Raw genomic sequence first — 19,290 nt, 5'->3', positions numbered from 1 at the left:
CCGGTCCCACTTAATTTTGAAGAGTGCAGTGCAAACATTGTTTCAATGTTGTATTGCTTTTGGCAACGAGATTGTGACCGTTGTCCCCTTCATCCCATTGCTGTTGATAAGAAGATCTCCGCTATGCAATTCAGTAAGAGTTTTGGCAATTGCTAAACCCAATCCGGCTCCTTGCTGTTCGTAATATCCCCGTTCAAACTGCTGAAATCCAGTAATTTTTTTAATTTGTTCTTCCGATATCCCTCTGCCAACATCCTGCACCACGATGTGAATATTCGAACCGCACTCCTCACTGGAGACGGAGACAAATGCACCAGTCTCGGAAAATTTTAAAGCATTATCGATAATTTCACTGACAATCTTCGTCAACAGTACCGACGAAATTTGTGTGATGCAATCCTTCAGCGACAACCGTACCGCATCTGTCCGTCCATATTTTTTCATCAGCTTCTCTGATGCCATGCGAATCACTTCAATGATTAATGTAGAGGTGCTCTGCAATTCAATTATTTTTTGTTGATCATGAATCCATAATTGCAGCTGTCCAAACATAATCAAGTTTTCCAATAGATGATGAAGCCGCTGCCCTGACTTGTGGATTCGCGAACCCAACTCTTTTATTTCATCGGCGGGAATATTCTGTTCTTCCATAAGAATTTGTGAAAAGCCCAGAATTCCATTCAAGGGCGTACGAAATTCATGAGGAAGAGCATAGATGAAGTTCGATTTAATATCCTCGAATTGCGATTCGTAATATTTTTGCTGAGTATTTTTTTTTGATAAGCGTGTCTCAACGGAAGCAATCAATTCGTCGGACGTAAATGGCTTTGTGAGGTAATCATCTGCGCCAAGCTGCATTCCTTTTCTGCGATCGCTTGTGCTGGCATTTCCGGTTAAAAAAATAAAGGGAATCCAGGCAAATTCCGGTTCTACTTTTAAAGTGCTGAGCAGAGTAATGCCGTCCATTTTCGGCATATTCACATCGCAAAGAATAAGATCGGGAGTGTGCATTTTTGCTGCGGCCAGTCCATCTAAACCATTCGTTGCTTCAATCACTTCGTATCCGTTGCAGCCGAGCGTCAAAGCAATAATTTCACGATAACTCTCTTCATCGTCTATAACGAGAATCTTTTGATGTGGTGTCGATTGGTCCATTGTCTTAATCCCTCCAACAATAACGCTTCTCAATTGAAATTCTACGATTCAGAAGAGTAACGTAAGCAACAAAGTTCATTGCATAGTAATAAATATTTGCAAGGAAAACAGCATCAAAGTAGAAGTGTTTGTTTGAGTTCATTTATCCAAAAATATCCGTAGATTCACAGATACTTTATATGATTTCATGTTGTGAGCATTCAAGATATCATATTTACGTGATACCGGATTTAAGATACATCGGATAAAATTATCTTTATAAAAAAAATGAATTGTGCTAAAATAATATAAAAAACAAAGGTAATTAAATGGATTTCAGAAAGTCATTTATATTTCTATTTGTAAGTATAGTAGGGCTTAGTTGTAAAAATTCGACAGACAATGAAATATTTTATGTGTCAAAAGACATTTCCGAAATATTTACTGTTTATCAAGATGGATCAGGACTGCGTCAATTAACAAACGAAAAACAATTTATACACTATGCCGATTTTATTCCGAATTCGAGTAAAATATATTATGTGCAAAGTAAATTGGGAGCTGGATATCAAGGCATTTTTACTTTAGATCTAAAAACAGGTCAAAAAGATAGTCTTTGTGTCGCAAATATTTTCCAAAGTACACATTATGTTGACATTCCACATTATAAAAGAATTTTGGTCTCATCGGATGGCAAAGAAATATTTTTTGCTTCTTGGGAATCAAATGATGCGAATTTGACACCTCGTAATATATTTAAAGTAAATATTCAAACAAAAGTAGTCACTAATATTACCAATAACACACCTGGAAATAGAATTAATGAGATATGTTTATCTTTTGATAACACAAAAATTGTTTATTCTGAAATTGATCAAACGAATAAATTGGCTTCAATTTATATATACGATATCGGCACGAATAACAAAAAAAAGATATACAGTTCTTCTGATGGAACGTGTTATCATCCACAAATTCTTTCTGACAACAAGAGGATATTTTTTGTTGAAATAGACAACAGTGACACAAAATCTAGTAAACTGAAAATCGTTCGAGCTGATTCAATAAATAATGTCACAGCAATCACAATTCAGTCTTTAGGTTTTGGATATTATCCGGAATTATCTGTAACCAATGACATCATTATTGATGTAAATGATAGTATACCGTTTTTAGTAATATTTAATATAGATACGCAAAAACAAATTAATACCAATATTCCAAACACCAACAGTCCATATTTATCCAAAAATGAAAAATACATGCTTTATTTTAAAAATAATTGGTCATTAGGAATAGTAACTATTAACAGTATGACTGAACAGATGATTTTGTCGACAACAAATTATACGGGAAGCACACATCTTCCAAAAACATCTTACGCGAACAATGAAATCATTTTTATTAATAGAAAAACACTTAAGGAGTAAAAAATGAAAGTTAAGGTAGTTCAGATTCAGTTAATTGTGCTATTCGCTTTTTAAGAATGAATTTCGCAAATCGGTTCATCAATTCCCTCTTCTCGCCGTGTGGATAAAAAAGTTTAACGAATTTTTGGAAATTGAGAGATATTATTTATTCAAATCTGTCGAATGATTTGAATAAAGTAATGTTCAAATTGTTCTTTGAACAATGGATTAAAACGGAGTACAAAAAAAGAGGTTGTTATGTTGTGTGTAATTGTGATCCCGCCGCGAATCGAACGCGGAACCTACAGCTTAGAAGGCTGTTGCTCTATCCAATTGAGCTACGGGATCAAGTATTGTTATACAAATATACAAAAAACGAAAAACGTTTCAAAATTGGAAATAATTATGGCACAAATATTTACGTTACTTATCATTAGAGATTTATAAATCAAAGTTTGCTTCAATAAGTTGACTTCATGGTCAAAAAGATTTACTTTCTACAGGATGAAAGCAGAAGGGAGTATTTCTCGAAAGCACTTCCATACACCGTAAACAGTTTTAGAAAGAACATTGCGATCCGTTATGTGAAGTTGGTTGGGATGAAGATCGTTGGTGTGTTTATCTGCTTCAACTTACAACCTGTGGCGTTATACTCGATGAAGAGTGGGAACACGTTAACTACCATTATCAATGTTCTGTTATGCCCATGACAAATAAAAAAGACGAACAAGAATTGAAACGCGTTCTTGTTGTAGAAGATAATAAAGATATTGCCTTACTCGTTGAAAAACGATTGTCCCGTCAGTTTGCTGTTGATGTTGCCGTAAACGGTGAAGATGCCACAAACGTTATCAATGCAAATCCCTACGATCTGGTTGTTCTCGATCTCTCTCTCCCAAAAAAATCCGGTTTTGACGTTCTAAAAGATATGCGAAAAAAATCTGCCTATCCTCCGGTGTTGATCCTTTCCGGCTTGAATGCCGTGGAAGATAAAGTAAAAGGATTGAAACTGGGAGCGGATGATTATCTTGCAAAACCGTTTGACGTAAAAGAACTGGTGGCTCGGATCGATGCTTTGATGCGCCGAGTTCCTTCTGCACAGGAGATTGTGAAACTTGCCGCCGTCGATCTTGAGATGGATCTTGTTTCTCGGAAAGTTACGCGTGCCGGCAGCGACATTATGCTTAGCCCGCGTGAATTTGCTTTGCTTGAATACCTTCTCCGCAAAAAAGATAAAGTTGTCACCCGAAAAGAGATTGCCGAGGAAGTATGGGGACATAAATTCGATGCCGGGACAAACTTTGTTGATGTGTACATTAATTACCTTCGCAAATCTGTCGATAAAGATTTCCCGAAGAAACTGATTCAGACTGTGTACGGACAAGGATTCATCCTGAAAACGGAAGAGTAATTCTTACGCGTGGCCACAACACATTCCGCCGCACTTTTCCATAAAAGTATACTCCATTGGTATGTCCATCATCAGCGCCATTTACCCTGGCGGAGGACGCATAATCCGTATCGTATTCTTCTCTCAGAAATTATGGCGCAGCAGACACAGGTAAGCCGTGTTGCTGAATACTATCGTCGCTGGGTAAAAATCTTTCCGACATTTTCTTCGCTTGCAAACGCTACCACCGGCGATGTACTGCGTGAGTGGTCCGGACTGGGTTATAACAGCAGAGCGTTACGTTTTCATCAATTGGCGAAAATTGTTTCCACTGAATTTCATTCCCGACTTCCAAACAATCCAGACGATTTACAAAAACTTCCGGGTATCGGACGGTACACTGCACATGCGGTTGCATGTTTTGCATTCGAACAACATGTGCCTGTCGTGGATGTCAATATCAAACGGATCTTAACGCGGTGGAGTAAAAAAGTCACATCCTCGTTAGAACAAGTTAATGATGATCGTGCGTGGTATCTGGCAGAAAAATTTCTTCCGCCTAAACGTGCATACAGTTGGAATCAATCGTTGATGGATTTTGGAGCGTTGGTCTGTACTGCTCGAAATCCCGGCTGCGATAAATGTCCTGTCTCGCTATATTGTGCTTCGGCGTTTTCAAAATCATTTTTGCAGAAAGAAAAGAAGAAAGTAAAGATTGAACCGGTATGGAGAGGAATTCCACGTCGATTATATCGCGGTAAGATTTTGAAATTATTGCATTACCATTCATGCACTGCTGAAACTGTTGCAGCCTTGTTATGGAGCAATCACACTCAGTCGGATATTTCATGGACGGCCTTGTTGATGGAAAAAATGAAGATGGACGGATTGCTTTCGTTCCACAAAGGAAAATATTCTATTGTCCAATGAAAAAATATAAGCGCATTGAAGAATTGCCGTCCGCATTTATTTCAAAGAAATCAGCGATACGCATACGACTGAAAGAATATGGCAACATCCCAACGGAACAATATTTCTATGAATTGATTTATTGTTTAATGACGCCGCAATCCAGTGCAGTGAATGCAGGAAAAGCACAGCAAGAGTTTGAACTACTTCAATATCGCATTACTGAAATCGATCCCGAACCGATTTTGTTTAGCAAAGAGCATTACATTCGTTTTCACAAATCGAAAGCGCGATGGATCGGTATGATGAAACAAAATTTTCCGATGATTATGGAAATAATTATCGGACCGTTATCTGCCGAAGATAAAAGAACGTGGCTTGTGAAGAATGTGATTGGGTTAAGCTACAAAGAAGCGACCCATTTCCTGCGTAATATCGGAAAGAATGATGGTTTGGCGATCTTGGACAGACATATCGTAAAGAATCTGAAATACTATGGGGTGATCCGAACAATACCGAAGACACTGACAAAAAAGCACTATCTTTCTATCGAGAAAAAATTTCAACTTTTCGCAGAAGAGATCGGGATCACGATTGATGAATTGGACCTTCTTTTTTGGAGCAATGAGGCGGGCGAAATTTTGAAATAGAGCGTAAATCGTTGTACATTACAGAAAAACACTATGGCACAACAAAGTTCATTTGATATCGTTTCTGAAGTGAATATGCAAGAAGTAGACAACGCACTTAATCAGGCGCGCAAAGAGGTCGCAACGCGGTATGACTTCAAGGACTCCAAAACGTCGATTGATTTTGCCGAAAAAGAAAAAGAGATCACTCTCCATACGGAAGATGATTTTCGCTTGAAAGCAGTGGTTGATATTCTTCAAAATAAATTCATCAAACGGGGCATTGCAATCAAAACGCTGAAATATAGTAATGTAGAAACAGCATCGGGTGGAACCATCCGACAAAAGATCTCTCTGCTGGTAGGGATCGACAAGGAGAATGCGAAAAAACTCGTTCAGATTATCAAGGAGACAAAGATAAAAGTGCAGGCTTCCATTATGGATGATCAGGTTCGTGTGACAGGTCGAGACAAAGATGATTTGCAAGCGATCATTGCAAAATTACGCGGAACAGATTTTCCGCTCCCACTTCAATTCACCAACTACCGCTGATGGTGAAATCCTCATTCATGAAAAAGTTCGGTCAGTCTTTGGCGGTGCTGATAGCCATTTGTACCAGCCTGTTTGCGCAGCATGATATTGACATCGTTATTGATTCTCTTCGTTTGCAGTCATCAAAACAGAGCGGATATGCAGCTTCTGCGATGTCCGGATCGCGGCGACTGATCTCGATTCAAGGGATAGCGACAGTTCTTCAATCAGATTGCCTCGAAAATATTCAATTGAAAAAATTGGAAGTGAAATTGCCGCATTTCACTCTTAAATTTTCGGCAGATAATCCCTTTGTGGTCATAACAAACAGCGAAACAAAACGGCATCAGGTTCATCAATTTTCTTTTCCGATCACCGTTGTTCAGGGAAAATATTTTGGACAGATCGATGAAGCAATTGCCTTCTTTCGTTCGATTGCCGATTCTACATTGAGTATTGATTCAACATCAATAGCAGTTCGTGATACAACACCTTCCTTCCCTACAGTAACAGGTTTCACGCTTGAAGAAAAAAAGAACGGCACAATGGTTCGCATTCATCTTTCTGCCAAACCGAGCGACTTCTATCGCACGCTGCAAATTGGAGAGTGGATTTACGTAACGATACTCGGTGCGAAATGCGATACAGTGATGTTTGACAGCACCTATACGGATGGAATCGTTCGAAGAATAAAACCTGTTCAGTCTGAGACCTCACTTCAGATTTCGCTTCAGGTTCGCGGGAAAGTAGAACAGTCCGAAATTGTTCAAGATCAATTGAGCAACGATATTTTGGTGACGCTTATTCCTCCTATTGTTGAAGAGAAGAAAGAGCCGAAAATTGATTCTGCAGCGATTCGCCGTCAGCAAGCAGAACGAGCGCGTCAACACGTGGCTAACTCTATTGAAAAACAAAAAAAGAAATGGAAACTGGATGTTGTTGTGATCGATCCGGGACATGGTGGTCACGATCCAGGTACTATTGGAAACATCGGCACGAGAGAAAAAGATATTGCGCTCGGCATAGCGTTGAAACTTGGGGATTTGATTAAGAAAGAAATACCAGACATTAAAGTTGTCTATACCCGAAAGACCGATCGTTTTGTAGAATTGTACAGGCGCGGCCAGATTGCCAATGAGAGCGAAGGGAAGATTTTTATCAGCATTCATTGCAATTCCACGGAACGCAAACCTTCCTCCGCAAATGGATTTGAAATTTATCTTCTCCGTCCCGGTAAAACGGAAGATGCCATTCGAATTGCTGAAAAAGAAAACGACGTTGTGAAATTGGAAAAAGATTTTGAAGACCGGTATCAGGAATTGACGGAAGAGAATTTTATTATTCTGACTATGGCACAAAGTTCCTACGTAAAACAGAGCGAGCGTTTGGCGGAGATGATGGAAGAGACCATGAGCGCACAAATGGAAGGAATGCGTCAACCGGTAAAACAAGCGGGATTTTATGTGTTAGTTGGTGCCTCCATGCCGAATGTGCTTGTAGAAACTGGTTACCTCTCCAACCTGAAAGATGAACGGTTTCTTCGTAGTCCAGCCGGACAGAAAAAAATTGCTACCGCTATCCTTAATGCTCTCAAGGGATACAAAAACGAATACGAAGATGAAAATCAGTAACGTTCCCTTCAACTTTTTTGTTTTGAACAAGAGTAAATCCAAAATATGAAACCAAAAAAAGTCTCCATCGCTACCCGCGCTATCCACGGAAAAAAACTTTATCCATACAAAGGGGCAGTAACGACCCCGATTTATCAAACCTCGACGTATCGGTTTGAGAACTCACAAGATGCGGTACGGTACTCTCAGGGTGATCCGAGTGTGTATGTCTATTCCCGTTATCATAATCCTTCGGTTGAAGACGTTGAAGAAAAACTTGCGGAGATGTATGAGGCAGATGCTGCCGTCCTGTTTTCCTCAGGAATGGCGGCAATTTCCACAGCGATTCTTTCCATTGTAAAAGCGGGAGATGAGATTATCAGCACGCCGGCGTTGTATGGCGGAACATACCGATTTTTCCGCGATGTGCTTCCAATCTTTAATGTATCTGTGAAATATGTTGATGCAGATGCACTCCCCGACATCTCAACACTTGTTACGCCAAAAACAAAATTATTTTTCTGTGAATCTCCGACCAATCCGACGGTGGGAGTGATTGATCTTTATAAAGCAATTGCTGAAGTAAAGAAAGCTCAAAAAAAATCCGAAACAACAATTGTGACGATGATCGACAATACGTTTGCATCGTGTCTACATCAGGCTCCCTTTGATATTGGTTTTGATATGGTAGTTGAAAGCGCCACAAAATACATCGGCGGGCATAGTGATTTGTTGGCAGGAGCTGTTATTGGAAAAAAAAACGATATCAAGCAGGTTCGCCAAATTGCAAAATATCTTGGCGGCTGTGCCGATCCGTTTGCAGCATTTCTTCTTTCCCGCAGTTTGAAAACATTTGAATTGCGCGTACAGCGTCAAACAGAAAATGCAATGAAACTTGCAAAATCATTGGAGAGACACCCCAATGTTCTGCGTGTGTTGTATCCCGGACTGAAATCTCATCCGCAGCATGCAATTGCCAAAAAACAAATGAGCGGATTTGGCGCGATGGTTTTGATTGAAGTTAAAGGGGGAGTAAAGGGAGCGGCGAAAGTGTGCGACTCGTTAAACGTTGCTGTTAATGCAATGTCGCTTGGCGGAGTGGAAACACTTGTGAGTATCCCCGTGTACTCTTCTCATGTAAATATGAGTGATGCAGAATTGAAACAGCACGGAGTGACTCCGGGAATGATCCGCATCTCTGTTGGCGTAGAAGGGATCGAAGATTTGATTTCTGATTTTGAACAGGCGCTAAAAAAAATATAAAAACCTTGCGAAGGTTAAGGGAAATGTTCGTTTAACCTTGATCTCGTTCCCAAACTCTGTTTGGGAACGAGAATCCTCAATGACAACTCACTCCCAAACTCTGTTTGGGAACGCAAGTATGATTGGAGATGAACTACAACTGCGAAACGGAGTTTCGCGCAGTCTTCGTTCCCAAGCGGAGCTTGGGAACGAAGAAGTGATTCTGCATGACAAGATCCCGCTATAAAATATACAATCAGCAACAACCTCATTTTCTAACCATGACAATCGTTGAATGGATCCCTCTGTTTATGAATAAAGAGATAGTGTCGATTATTCTCGATTCTCTCAGATTTATTCAGACAGAACGAACGATAACAATATATTCTTACGTCATTATGGAGAACCATCTCCATATAATTGTTTCTGGCGATCACCTCATCAAAACGATAAAAGAATTCAAATCATTTACGGCAAGGAAAGTTATTGATTATTTGATGGATCATCATTCCGTGCATCTGCTTGAACGGTTGAAAAAAGCAAAACTTTCTCATAAGACTGACAGTACATATCAAGTATGGCAAGAAGGGAGTCATCCCCAGGAGATTTTCAGTGAAAAAATGCTCCTTCAGAAGATCGAATACATTCACAATAATCCTGTGCGGCGAGGATATGTTGTTGAACAAAAACATTGGAATTACTCAAGTGCAAAAAATTATGATGGTGAAACTGGATTGCTTGAAGTTAAGACAGATTGGAGAAATGAACCATAGCTGCGAAACGGAATTTCGTTCAGTCTTCGTTCCCAAGCGGAGCTTGGGAACGAAGATGTGTAGTGTACCGCCGAGCTCTGCTCGGCTGTTTAAATAACAACATCCCCGAGATCCAAGAAGATTTCGGGGATGCGTTGTTTTAAAGCAAAGAGAGACTTAATTTGGCCGAGTGATAAATGAAAAGCTTATCGGTTTTTTAATCCGTATTCCGTAAATATCTTTCACCGAATCGGTTAATGTCACCGTATATTTTGTATTGGGCTGCATTACTCCGCTTGGCGTAAAGACGATCTGAGCTGGAGAATCATACGAACCGCTGTAGTAATAGCTAAACGTTCCGTTCAACGGAGGTGAAATAGAAGTTCCATTTTTCATGCTCGTGAGATCCACATAGGTATTAAATGTCATTTGTATCGTTCTGCTGGTTGAAACGTAGATTTCCCCGTTGCTCGGTTGAGAATACTGAAGATCAATGGATGCTGTTCTAAAGGAAAACGTAAAGCGATGACCCAGTTTTATACCATCCTTATCTTTTGCTGTACTGTCCACAAAAACGGTGATCAATGTATCCGATAAAAATGGTCCGCCGGTATAGATTGAGACCGAGTTTTCATCATTCCACAAAAATACTTTGTTCATATTTGGATTGACACTTATTGCCGCTTCGGTCGACTGTTTGTCCATTCTGCGTGGAAATTTCATTGTGATGCCACGATAATACAACGGCGATACTTCAATATCTCCATGGACAGGAGTTGTTTGGATTCCATTTTGCGTTGTGTACGATTGCACCGTTTTAAATGTGAACTTCAATGGGAATCGTAATGGTTTGCCTGAAGAATCTTTTGCTCCAGTACCAATAGTGATTGTGTAGGTTGAATCGACGTACGAGTCTTTTTTGGCAAAGGTATAGGTCATCGATTTTACTTTGCTGAATGTTGTGATTGTTGCACCGGGATCAAAACCGGAAGATAAGCTGGCATAACTTGGCGCGTAATACAATCCTCCATACGGCGACGTTGTATAATATCCCCATGTAAAAACTCCCTCACTTGCGGGAAATGTGGAGAATGCTTTTTCCACACTTTCGCGGTCCATTGATTGGTTAAACAATATCGAAATGGTAATTCTTCCATAACGCCAATCGTACACAATTTCATCTTTATCAACAGGATAGTGGCTCTCAATTTCATCGGGAATTGTAGAGAGTGGTATCTCACCGAGATAGACGATGTTACCGCCATTCAGTTGAAGATTTGCTCTTTTAAATGTGCGATAATTTGCAGTCCGAATGGTCACATCGTAATTTCCGCTGCGAAGGTCACGGAATGTAAACGATCCGTCCGAAGGATTAATTTCCTGTGAGTCGACCACGCTGATTTGGCTTACATACACTTTTGCTTTGCTCGATGCAGGCAGGACTTTACCTAAGAGATCAGAGTGGAGAAGATCGTTGGTATATTCTTTTGGAATTCGCTCTTCGATGATCGTTTCTTTACATCCGAAGAGAAGAAGTGTGGCGAGTGTTACAAAGCGCAGGAGCGTTTTCATATAGCTTTCCTCTTTGAGTCGTGGAGAACGTACTACAAATCTAACTCCATACCAAATAAAAGACAATAGTCAACGGATTGGCATTTAAGGCAGGGTTTGAAATAAACAGAGAAAATCATCCTCAAATGCGGCGTACTTCTTTTACGAGAATCGTAAACAAAATCATTGATACAAAGGCTATTCCCGCTCCTGAACCAAATGCTGCCGTTGCACCAAACGCATTGTAAATAATACCAAACAGAATGCTTGCCGGCAATGCTGCAATCCCGACAGCAAAATTGAACAGTCCGAATGCGCTGCCGCGTAGTTGCGGCGAAACCACATCTGCCACGAATGCTTTTTCCGCCCCTTCGGTAAACGCGTAATATACAGCATAGAATGCAAACAGAATGAATGTCGCCGCGATCTGCCATCCTTCAGGAAGCTGATCGATCAGTGCAAAACCGATATAGACTGCGGCATAAATTCCCCAGCCGATATTAATTACCAATTTTCTTCCTACGCGATCTGAAAGTGAGCCGAGCGGGGTGGAGAATATTACTTTGATAATATGGAAGAATGACCAGATCAATGGCAGAAACAAGATATTGGCAAACTGATTTTGTGTTTGTGTATCGCCAAAATGAGAAACCATTGAATTCAGTAAGGGAACCGACATAATAATGGAGCGAAGTGTTTCGCTGTTATGCATTGTTTCTTGAATACGGAAAAGCATGAACGCATCGGAAGAGTTGCCGAGCGTGAAGAGTGCCGTAATAAAAAGATATCGCTTAAAGTTTCGGTCGAATGAACGGAGAGAAAACGAGAATTTTTTCTCTGCAACAAATCCATCATTGTTTTCTTTTACAAACAGAACAAGTGTCAGAACTGCCAGCGCACCGGGGATGATTGCGAGAAGAAATGTTGCGCGAAGAATTGTCGGAAGATCGCTGAAATTGAAAGCAAGGATCAGAATTGCGAGGGATCCGATGCACAAGATCGGACCAAGCACCGCACCGGCATGATCCATAGCGCGATGAAAGCCGTACGCTTTTCCCCGAATATGTTCATTCACGGACGATGCAATAAGTGCATCGCGTGGTGAGGTGCGAATACCTTTCCCAATGCGGTCCATCGTCCGGATCAATGTAATCTGCCATGCATCGCTCACAATTCCGATCAACGGACGTGCAAGTGAAGAGATTGTATATCCAATCACTACAAGAGCTTTTCGTTTTCCCAGCTTGTCCGAAACAACACCGCTGATCAATTTGAGAAGCGATGCTGTTGTTTCTGCAACACCTTCAATAATTCCAAGGAGGATGGCACCGGAACCGAGTGTAGCAATAAAAAGGGGAAGGAGAGGATAGATCATCTCTGTTGCCGCGTCTGTGAAGAGACTGACAATACCGAGGACAATAACATTTCGAGGAATGGAGTTTTTTTTCATGTGTGTCTGCAATATTCCCGAAATCTTATAGATTTCCGAATATATTTGTAAGAGCTATCTCAAAAATGAATCCATTGCTATCCTGAGCAAAGCGAAGGATCTGATGTAGTTTCTCAAATTCGTTCTCGTTGTTTGGAAGTTAGTTTCAGATTCGCCCCCTTCGGCAGAAAAGTTCGGTCGTCCTGAGAAGCGGACTCCTTCAGAATAACAGCAGATTCATTTTTTATGTTTCATCTTTAAAATCGCTTTGATATTCTTCCCCATCTGTTTCTCCCGAGCTTTTCTCTCCTGCTGCTTTGTGAAACTCGATTTCGATTCGATGTAATCCGCTTCCTTTTTCAATTTCAAAAAACTTTCATAGCGTCCCAATTCAAGCGTCCCGTCTTCTATGGCCGATTGAACAGCGCATCCAGGTTCGTGAGCATGCGTGCAATCAGTAAACTTGCACTGCAATCCTAATTCCGTAATGTCTGAAAATGTTTCATCAAGACTCCCACCGACTTCCCATAATCCTATTTCTCGTAATCCGGGAGTATCAATGACACATCCGCCGCTCTCCAGCGGGATTAATTCACGATGAGTAGTAGTGTGTTTTCCGCGCGAATCATCTTCCCGTACTTCCTGCGTTTGGAGTTTTTCGCTCCCGATCAATCGGTTGATCAATGTTGATTTTCCGGCGCCGGATGAACCAATAAAACAGATGGTAGAATCTTTTGTGATTAACTGTTTTATCTCATCCAAATGCAACAATGTCTTTGCACTATAAGCTATTGTGACCGCTTCGTGCGAAATCGTCTCCACTTCGGTAATGAGATTTTCTAATTCTTCATCGGAAAGAAGATCAGTTTTACTTAACAAAATAACCGGAACGGCACCGCTATGTTTTGCAACCACAAGAAAACGTTCTAATCGGCGAAGATTGAAGTTTTTGTCCAACCCCATGACGATGAAGACAATATCCATGTTTGTTGCGATGATCTGTTCTTCTACTTCTCTGCCGGAAGTTTTTCGGGAAAGTATTGTCTTGCGGGGAAAAATGTGCTGGATGATAGCGGGAGAGTTTTCATCATAGACTTGAACTGCCACCCAATCACCGACTGCGGGATAATCTTTTCGCGTTTCTGCATCGAACATCATTTTACCGGTGATTTCTGCGGAGAGGAGTTTCTCTTGAACAATAATTGAATAACGACCTTTATGCTCAGCGATAATGCGCGCAATGGAAAATCCTTTGGATCTCCATTCCTCATATTCCTGCGTAATATCAGGACGATCGCTATTCATTGATAATGGCGGACACTTCAATTTCAATTAGGTAATCCGATTCGATCAATTTTGCGATCTCCACCATGGTCGTACATGGTTTAATTGTTCCGAAAAATTCACCATGTGCTTTTCCATATTCTTCCCACCGCGTAATATCAGTGACGAACATTCGTGTGCGAACAACATCGGTCAACGATGCGCCTGTTTGCTTCAATACTCGCTCGATTTTTTGCAGGATGAATTTTGTCTGCTCATACGGATTCCCTTTACCAACGACAGAGCCGGAATCGTCCGTTGCAACAGTTCCGGTTACTTCAACTGTATTTCCAACACGTACTGCGCGGGAATATCCAACGATATCTTCCCATTTTGCACCGGATGAGATATTGATTCGTTTGCTCATAATAGTTTCATTTTTGTTAGTAATTGTTTTGGATGCTCTTCTACGATGATCAGTGATTTTACTCGAGCAGGGACGAACTCTTCAGCAACGGCATGATCGACGAATTCGAGCATCTTATTATAGTAACCGTTCACATTCAATACACCGACCAATTTTTCATTCACGCCAAGATGCGTAAAAGCGAGCACTTCAAACATTTCGTCCATTGTTCCAACGCCGCCGGGAAGCGTAATAAACGCGTCGGCAAGTTCAATCATTTTTGTCTTTCGTTCACTCATAGAAGCGACAACATGCAGTTGGGAAATGTTTTTATGTGCTAGTTCTCTATCGGCAATAATTGTCGGAATTACCCCGATCACATTTCCGCCGTGATGCATCATGGTATCGGCCATGATTCCCATAATTCCGTTCGACGCACCACCGTAGATCATGGCAATATTACTTTGAACAAGTAATTCTCCCAATAATTTGGCCTTTTCTGCGTATTCTTTTCGTATTCCGTTTTTTGATCCACAAAATATACAAACTGCCTTCATGTTTTCCTTTTTTGATTTTCATTAATATACCATTTTGTTTTCAATGAAAAACTATGAAACCTTGTCAAGGTTACGATGCAATCTTTCCACACCTTGACAAGGTTCACATTTTCATCAAATAATTTTTTCCTCTGACTAATAATAGGAAGGATCTTTCTTTTGATAATCCTCCAGTTTTTTGTATTTTTTGAGTGAAATACTGCTCCTGTTTTGTATCACAAAAAAGTGCATCATTATGTCTCTTACAGAAAAATCCGATTTTATCCGCGAAATAATCACCGACGATCTCAAGACAAACAAGTTTCAAGGCCGGGTGCAAACACGTTTTCCCCCGGAACCGAATGGGTATCTTCACATTGGTCACGCAAAATCGATCTGTTTGAATTCCGGAATTGCCCGGGATTTTAACGGGAAGTTCAATCTCCGTTTTGATGATACCAATCCCGCCAAAGAAGAACAGGAGTATGTTGACTCTATAATAGAGGATGTACAATGGCTCGGCGGTAATTTTGAAGACCGATTGTTCTACGCTTCGGATTATTTTGAGAAAATGTACGAGTTTGCTATTCTCCTGATTAAAAAAGGGAAGGCATACGTCTGCGACTTGAATGCCGATGAAATGCGGGAGACTCGCGGCACACTAACGGAACCGGGGAAGGAGAGTCCATACCGAAACCGAAGCGTGGAAGAAAATCTTGACCTGTTTGATCGGATGAAAAAAGGAGAGTTTCCAAACGGTGCAAAGACACTCCGGGCAAAAATCAATATGGCTTCCCCAAATATCAATTTGCGTGATCCGGTAATGTACAGAATCGTTCATGAACATCATCATCGACAAGGGAGTGTGTGGTGTCTTTATCCAACATACGACTGGGCTCATGGGATAGAAGATTCGTTGGAAAAAATTACGCATTCTGTCTGCACATTAGAATTTGAAAATCACCGCCCATTGTACGACTGGTATTTAGATGAACTGGAAGAGTATCATCCGCAGCAGATCGAATTTGCCCGGTTGAATCTGACGTACACAGTCTTAAGCAAACGCAAATTGTTGAAACTTGTCGGAGAAAAACATGTTTCCGGTTGGGACGATCCGCGGATGCCGACAATTGCCGGGTTTCGAAGACGTGGATATACATCCAATTCCATCATCAATTTTTGCGACATGATTGGTGTTGCAAAACGCGACAGTACGATTGATGTGGCGTTGCTGGAATATTCCATTCGGGAAGATTTGAATAAACAAGCACCCCGTACTATGGCGGTGCTTAATCCATTAAAAGTGGTTTTAATAAATTATCCTGAAGGAAAGAGTGAAGATTGCGAAGCAGTGAACAATCCTGAAGATGCTGCCGCGGGAACGCGGACAATTCCATTTGGACGGGAACTCTATATTGATCAGGATGATTTTCGCGAAGTACCTCCCCCAAAATATTTCCGTCTGTCGCCGGGAACAGAAGTGCGGTTGAAATATGGGTATATTATTAAATGCGAACGTGTTGTGAAGGATGAACAGGGAAATATTGTTGAAGTTCACTGCACATACAATCCCGATACGAAAAGCGGCATGGTGGGGGCGAACAGAAAAGTGAAATCGACCATCCACTGGGTCTCGGCGCAGCATGCAATGAATGTGGAAGTTCGTCTGTATGACCGCCTGTTCCTGAAAGAAAATCCGGATGACGGTGACGATTTTCTGTTAAACTTAAATCCGCAATCACTAACAATACTCAAAGACTGCAAAGTTGAACCTGTTCTGGGAAATGCCAAAGCGGGAGAACGATTCCAGTTTGAACGAACCGGTTATTTTTGTGTGGACAATAAAGAGAGTAAAGAAGGTGCGCCGGTCTTCAACAGAATTGTCACGTTAAAAGATACCTGGGCGAAGATCGAACAGAAACATAAGTAAAATCTTTTTGCATTGAGGTGATGAAAGAAATTTTCACAATATATTTCCTCCAGTTTTTCTAGAGACAAATTTCTTGCCGACGAACCAAAATTTTTGTATTTTTATGAATAGTTTCAAATAAATAATATGCACCCGTAGCTCAACTGGATAGAGCACCAGCCTACGAAGCTGGGGGTTACAAGTTCGACTCTTGTCGGGTGTACTAGAAACGTCCTGTAAATACAGGGCGTTTTTGTTTTTAAAGGAATTACGAATGGGTCACTGCGACACAGAGGTAAGAATTTGGTTCTACCATCCCTAAATTAAGACAAAAGTAGTATTCCATCTTAGAGTTTCACTTGGCAGGAGTATCCTGTTCTGTGTTTACTAAAACTTACCAACAGAATTGAGAGATTTCCACGTTACTATGAACAAACGACAATATTATGATAAATATTCTGCGACAATTGCTTCGCCCCGTTTTACTTGTTCCATCACTTTCTGACTAATTTTGCGATTATCTTTTCTGATGAGTTCAACGAGTCGAATGATGCGTTTGGCCTCCGATTGACTATCGTACTTTTCACTCCACAATACCATTTCAAAAAGCAACGGAATAAGATCCAGACCCTTCTTGGTAAGGGAATAGATTCCTTTTCTTCCATCCGTTTCATCCCCTTCGAGTTGAAGGATTCCTACCTGAATAAGATGATCTAAGCGTGAAGCCAGAATGTTGGTAGCAAAACCCTCTTCGGATTTGAGGAAATCTCTATACGTTCGCTTTCCTCGAAAAACAATGTCTCGAAGGATCAACAGCGCCCAACGGTCACCAAAAGCTTCAAGACCATAATTGACAGGACAATGCGATCGAAGTTTATTCTTTTCTTTTTTCATAGGCTAAATCTAAAGTAAATAATTCACTTGCAAATTGCAAGCGAATATATTATCATGAGTTATCGTAAGAGCTCAAGAATATTTTTATGTCCTTTGTACAATTGCACAGAACAATTTAAAGGAAAAACGCTATGAAGCAACAACATTACCATTGCAGCCTCACTGCACATATTACACCGAAAGCAGCATTTCAACATATTACTCATGTTTCAGAATGGTGGTCTGAACATATCGAAGGCAGTTCTGAAAAACTGAATGATGCTTTTACTATCCATTTTGCTTTTGGCGACTCTTTCGACATCAAAATAGTAGAGGTTGTTCCGGACAAAAAAATAATGTGGCTGGTTACGGATTGCAATCTTACGTGGGTGAAAGACAACAAAGAGTGGAAAGGGACAAAAATTTGTTTTGAAATTTTCACGAAAAACAATTCAACACACATCAATTTTACTCATATCGGTTTAGTTCCCGAAATTGAATGTTACAATGGTTGCGTCAACGGCTGGAATCAGTATATAAAGGAAAGTCTGTTCAAACTATTAACCAACGGCAAAGGAGAGCCAGACAGGAAAAAATAGCAATATATTTTACTGCTCTTAAAGCCATTTTTATTCATATTTATTGGAGGTATATATGGTCGACATTATTCACCGTATTGGGATCAAGTCCCCTGCACTTCAAGTCTATACCGCATTAACATCTATAGAAGGTCTATCTCAATGGTGGACCGAGGAAACTCAAGGAGATTGCCGGATTGGAGGAAAGATCGAATTCAGGTTTCGATCGCCGACAGGTGAACTTAAAGGCAAAATGGTTATGGAAGTGAAAGAGCTCAACGATCAAAAAGATGTTCGATGGCGCTGTATAGATGGACCAGTTGAATGGATTGGAACTGATATTACCTTTCAACTATCACAACAAGATGGACAAACAATTGTTCTCTTTGGTCACAGAAATTGGCGCGAGGCAGTTGAGATGACATCTCACTGTAGTATGAAATGGGCCACATTCTTTTTAAGCCTTCGTGAGTATGTAGAAACTGGAAAAGGGAAGCCCTCCCCTTATGATCTGAAAATTGACAACTGGAATTAATATCCATTTTTCTACAAACCGAGGAATCGTTACAGTTCTGCAACTCCTCAATGTTTCGTCCGGTGGTACACCTCTCTTTCAATGTAAAATGAAAGTCCCGAAATATCGGGACTTTTTTGTTTTAAATTATATCTTCACCGCTGTCCAAAATAAATCTTAAATGAATACAAAATTGGCTGTAGTAACTCAAATTGGGCAAATATATTTTAATAACAAGTAGTAAGCCCCTTTGCTGTATTGTAGAGATCGTATTAAAGTGTGTGGGAGCGAAATTTAGGAGGACTGAGCGAATGGGAAAGCGATGAATGACGGGACTTTTGATGGCGCGATTCGCGCCATCAACGGGCAAGAGCGAACGGTCGACGACTCGACTCGTAGAGGATTCATCGCGCGCGTTAAATTTCGTCCGCCTTTGGCGAACTTCTTTTCTTGCTCGGTCAAGAAAAGTAGAGAGTGAAGAATTTTGTTGTTTTTATCAATGTGTTTTGGGCAAGTGTGTTATATCTTCTATTGTTCAATTCTTTAAAGCATTATATTATACTCATAAATCAACGATCTTTTCCCGTTAGAAAATATTCGTGTCATTATTACGTAATGAGAGGCA

At 40.6% G+C, this 19,290-nt stretch carries 19 protein-coding genes and 2 tRNA genes; 13 read left to right on the top strand and 8 right to left on the bottom strand.

From position 1 onward, the window contains the following. Positions 1-42 precede the first annotated feature (42 nt). Positions 43-1,155: a response regulator gene (locus WDA22_11645; GenBank protein ID MFA5834116.1), complete on the bottom strand. Its 1,113-nt coding sequence runs from the start codon at positions 1,153-1,155 to the stop codon at positions 43-45. A gap of 308 nt (positions 1,156-1,463) precedes the next feature. Here WDA22_11645 and WDA22_11640 point away from each other — a divergent pair, with 308 nt between their 5' ends. Beyond that, the gene (locus WDA22_11640; protein MFA5834115.1) at positions 1,464-2,564 is read left to right on the top strand and encodes a hypothetical protein; all 1,101 of its coding nucleotides are present in this window, start codon (positions 1,464-1,466) and stop codon (positions 2,562-2,564) included. Positions 2,565-2,817: 253 nt separating this feature from the next. Here WDA22_11640 and WDA22_11635 read toward each other — a convergent pair. Beyond that, positions 2,818-2,891, bottom strand: a tRNA-Arg gene (locus tag WDA22_11635). 358 nt (positions 2,892-3,249) lie between these two features. Here WDA22_11635 and WDA22_11630 point away from each other — a divergent pair. The 8 genes from WDA22_11630 (at position 3,250) to WDA22_11595 (ending at position 9,627) form a co-directional block, all read left to right on the top strand. Beyond that, on the top strand, positions 3,250-3,954 hold the full coding sequence (locus tag WDA22_11630; protein MFA5834114.1) for a response regulator transcription factor: 705 nt from the start codon (positions 3,250-3,252) through the stop codon (positions 3,952-3,954). A gap of 9 nt (positions 3,955-3,963) precedes the next feature. Further along, positions 3,964-4,863: a hypothetical protein gene (locus WDA22_11625; protein ID MFA5834113.1), complete on the top strand. Its 900-nt coding sequence runs from the start codon at positions 3,964-3,966 to the stop codon at positions 4,861-4,863. Continuing rightward, on the top strand, positions 4,860-5,492 hold the full coding sequence (locus tag WDA22_11620; protein ID MFA5834112.1) for a DNA lyase: 633 nt from the start codon (positions 4,860-4,862) through the stop codon (positions 5,490-5,492). Before WDA22_11625 ends, WDA22_11620 begins: the two co-directional genes overlap by 4 nt. 33 nt (positions 5,493-5,525) lie before the next feature. Further along, complete coding sequence (locus WDA22_11615; GenBank protein MFA5834111.1) at positions 5,526-6,023, top strand: YajQ family cyclic di-GMP-binding protein; 498 nt, start codon at positions 5,526-5,528, stop codon at positions 6,021-6,023. A gap of 17 nt (positions 6,024-6,040) precedes the next feature. Further along, positions 6,041-7,633, top strand: coding sequence for an N-acetylmuramoyl-L-alanine amidase (locus WDA22_11610; protein ID MFA5834110.1), 1,593 nt, complete (start codon positions 6,041-6,043; stop codon positions 7,631-7,633). A 45-nt stretch (positions 7,634-7,678) separates the two neighbouring features. Next, positions 7,679-8,875 (top strand): aminotransferase class I/II-fold pyridoxal phosphate-dependent enzyme, encoded by a 1,197-nt coding sequence (locus WDA22_11605; GenBank protein MFA5834109.1) that lies wholly within the window; start codon positions 7,679-7,681, stop codon positions 8,873-8,875. Positions 8,876-8,954: 79 nt separating this feature from the next. Beyond that, positions 8,955-9,101 carry a hypothetical protein gene (locus WDA22_11600; protein ID MFA5834108.1) on the top strand — a complete coding sequence of 49 codons (147 nt, stop codon included), beginning with the start codon at positions 8,955-8,957 and terminating at the stop codon, positions 9,099-9,101. Positions 9,102-9,165: 64 nt separating this feature from the next. Continuing rightward, positions 9,166-9,627 carry a transposase gene (locus tag WDA22_11595; GenBank protein MFA5834107.1) on the top strand — a complete coding sequence of 154 codons (462 nt, stop codon included), beginning with the start codon at positions 9,166-9,168 and terminating at the stop codon, positions 9,625-9,627. A gap of 156 nt (positions 9,628-9,783) precedes the next feature. Here WDA22_11595 and WDA22_11590 read toward each other — a convergent pair whose 3' ends face one another. The 5 genes from WDA22_11590 to WDA22_11570 form a co-directional block, all read right to left on the bottom strand. Further along, a complete protein-coding gene (locus WDA22_11590) occupies positions 9,784-11,178 on the bottom strand; it encodes an Ig-like domain-containing protein (GenBank protein MFA5834106.1) in 1,395 nt (464 codons plus the stop codon). 121 nt (positions 11,179-11,299) lie between these two features. Next, a complete protein-coding gene (locus WDA22_11585) occupies positions 11,300-12,607 on the bottom strand; it encodes an MFS transporter (GenBank protein MFA5834105.1) in 1,308 nt (435 codons plus the stop codon). Positions 12,608-12,823: 216 nt separating this feature from the next. Next, a complete protein-coding gene (rsgA, locus tag WDA22_11580; GenBank protein MFA5834104.1) occupies positions 12,824-13,891 on the bottom strand; it encodes a ribosome small subunit-dependent GTPase A in 1,068 nt (355 codons plus the stop codon). After that, a complete protein-coding gene (locus WDA22_11575) occupies positions 13,884-14,276 on the bottom strand; it encodes a RidA family protein (GenBank protein ID MFA5834103.1) in 393 nt (130 codons plus the stop codon). The genes rsgA and WDA22_11575 overlap by 8 nt, the downstream gene beginning before the upstream one ends. Then, a complete protein-coding gene (locus tag WDA22_11570; GenBank protein MFA5834102.1) occupies positions 14,273-14,812 on the bottom strand; it encodes a TIGR00730 family Rossman fold protein in 540 nt (179 codons plus the stop codon). The genes WDA22_11575 and WDA22_11570 overlap by 4 nt, the downstream gene beginning before the upstream one ends. 235 nt (positions 14,813-15,047) lie before the next feature. Between WDA22_11570 and WDA22_11565 the strand changes: the two genes are divergently transcribed. Together WDA22_11565 and WDA22_11560 are read left to right on the top strand one after the other, a co-directional pair. Next, positions 15,048-16,721 (top strand): glutamine--tRNA ligase/YqeY domain fusion protein, encoded by a 1,674-nt coding sequence (locus WDA22_11565; GenBank protein ID MFA5834101.1) that lies wholly within the window; start codon positions 15,048-15,050, stop codon positions 16,719-16,721. Positions 16,722-16,849: 128 nt separating this feature from the next. Then, positions 16,850-16,923, top strand: a tRNA-Arg gene (locus WDA22_11560). A gap of 221 nt (positions 16,924-17,144) precedes the next feature. Here WDA22_11560 and WDA22_11555 read toward each other — a convergent pair. Further along, complete coding sequence (locus tag WDA22_11555) at positions 17,145-17,594, bottom strand: helix-turn-helix domain-containing protein (GenBank protein MFA5834100.1); 450 nt, start codon at positions 17,592-17,594, stop codon at positions 17,145-17,147. Between the two features lie 131 nt (positions 17,595-17,725). Between WDA22_11555 and WDA22_11550 the strand changes: the two genes are divergently transcribed. Next, on the top strand, positions 17,726-18,172 hold the full coding sequence (locus WDA22_11550) for an SRPBCC domain-containing protein (protein ID MFA5834099.1): 447 nt from the start codon (positions 17,726-17,728) through the stop codon (positions 18,170-18,172). 55 nt (positions 18,173-18,227) lie between these two features. Beyond that, on the top strand, positions 18,228-18,686 hold the full coding sequence (locus WDA22_11545) for an SRPBCC domain-containing protein (protein MFA5834098.1): 459 nt from the start codon (positions 18,228-18,230) through the stop codon (positions 18,684-18,686). Positions 18,687-19,290: the final 604 nt, after the last annotated feature.

The sequence above is a fragment of the Bacteroidota bacterium genome (assembly GCA_041658205.1).
GTDB lineage: Bacteria > Bacteroidota > Ignavibacteria > UBA10030 > UBA8401 > UBA8401.
Note: the sequence above shows the minus strand (reverse complement) of the source record. Positions and strands in the feature narration are given on the sequence as shown.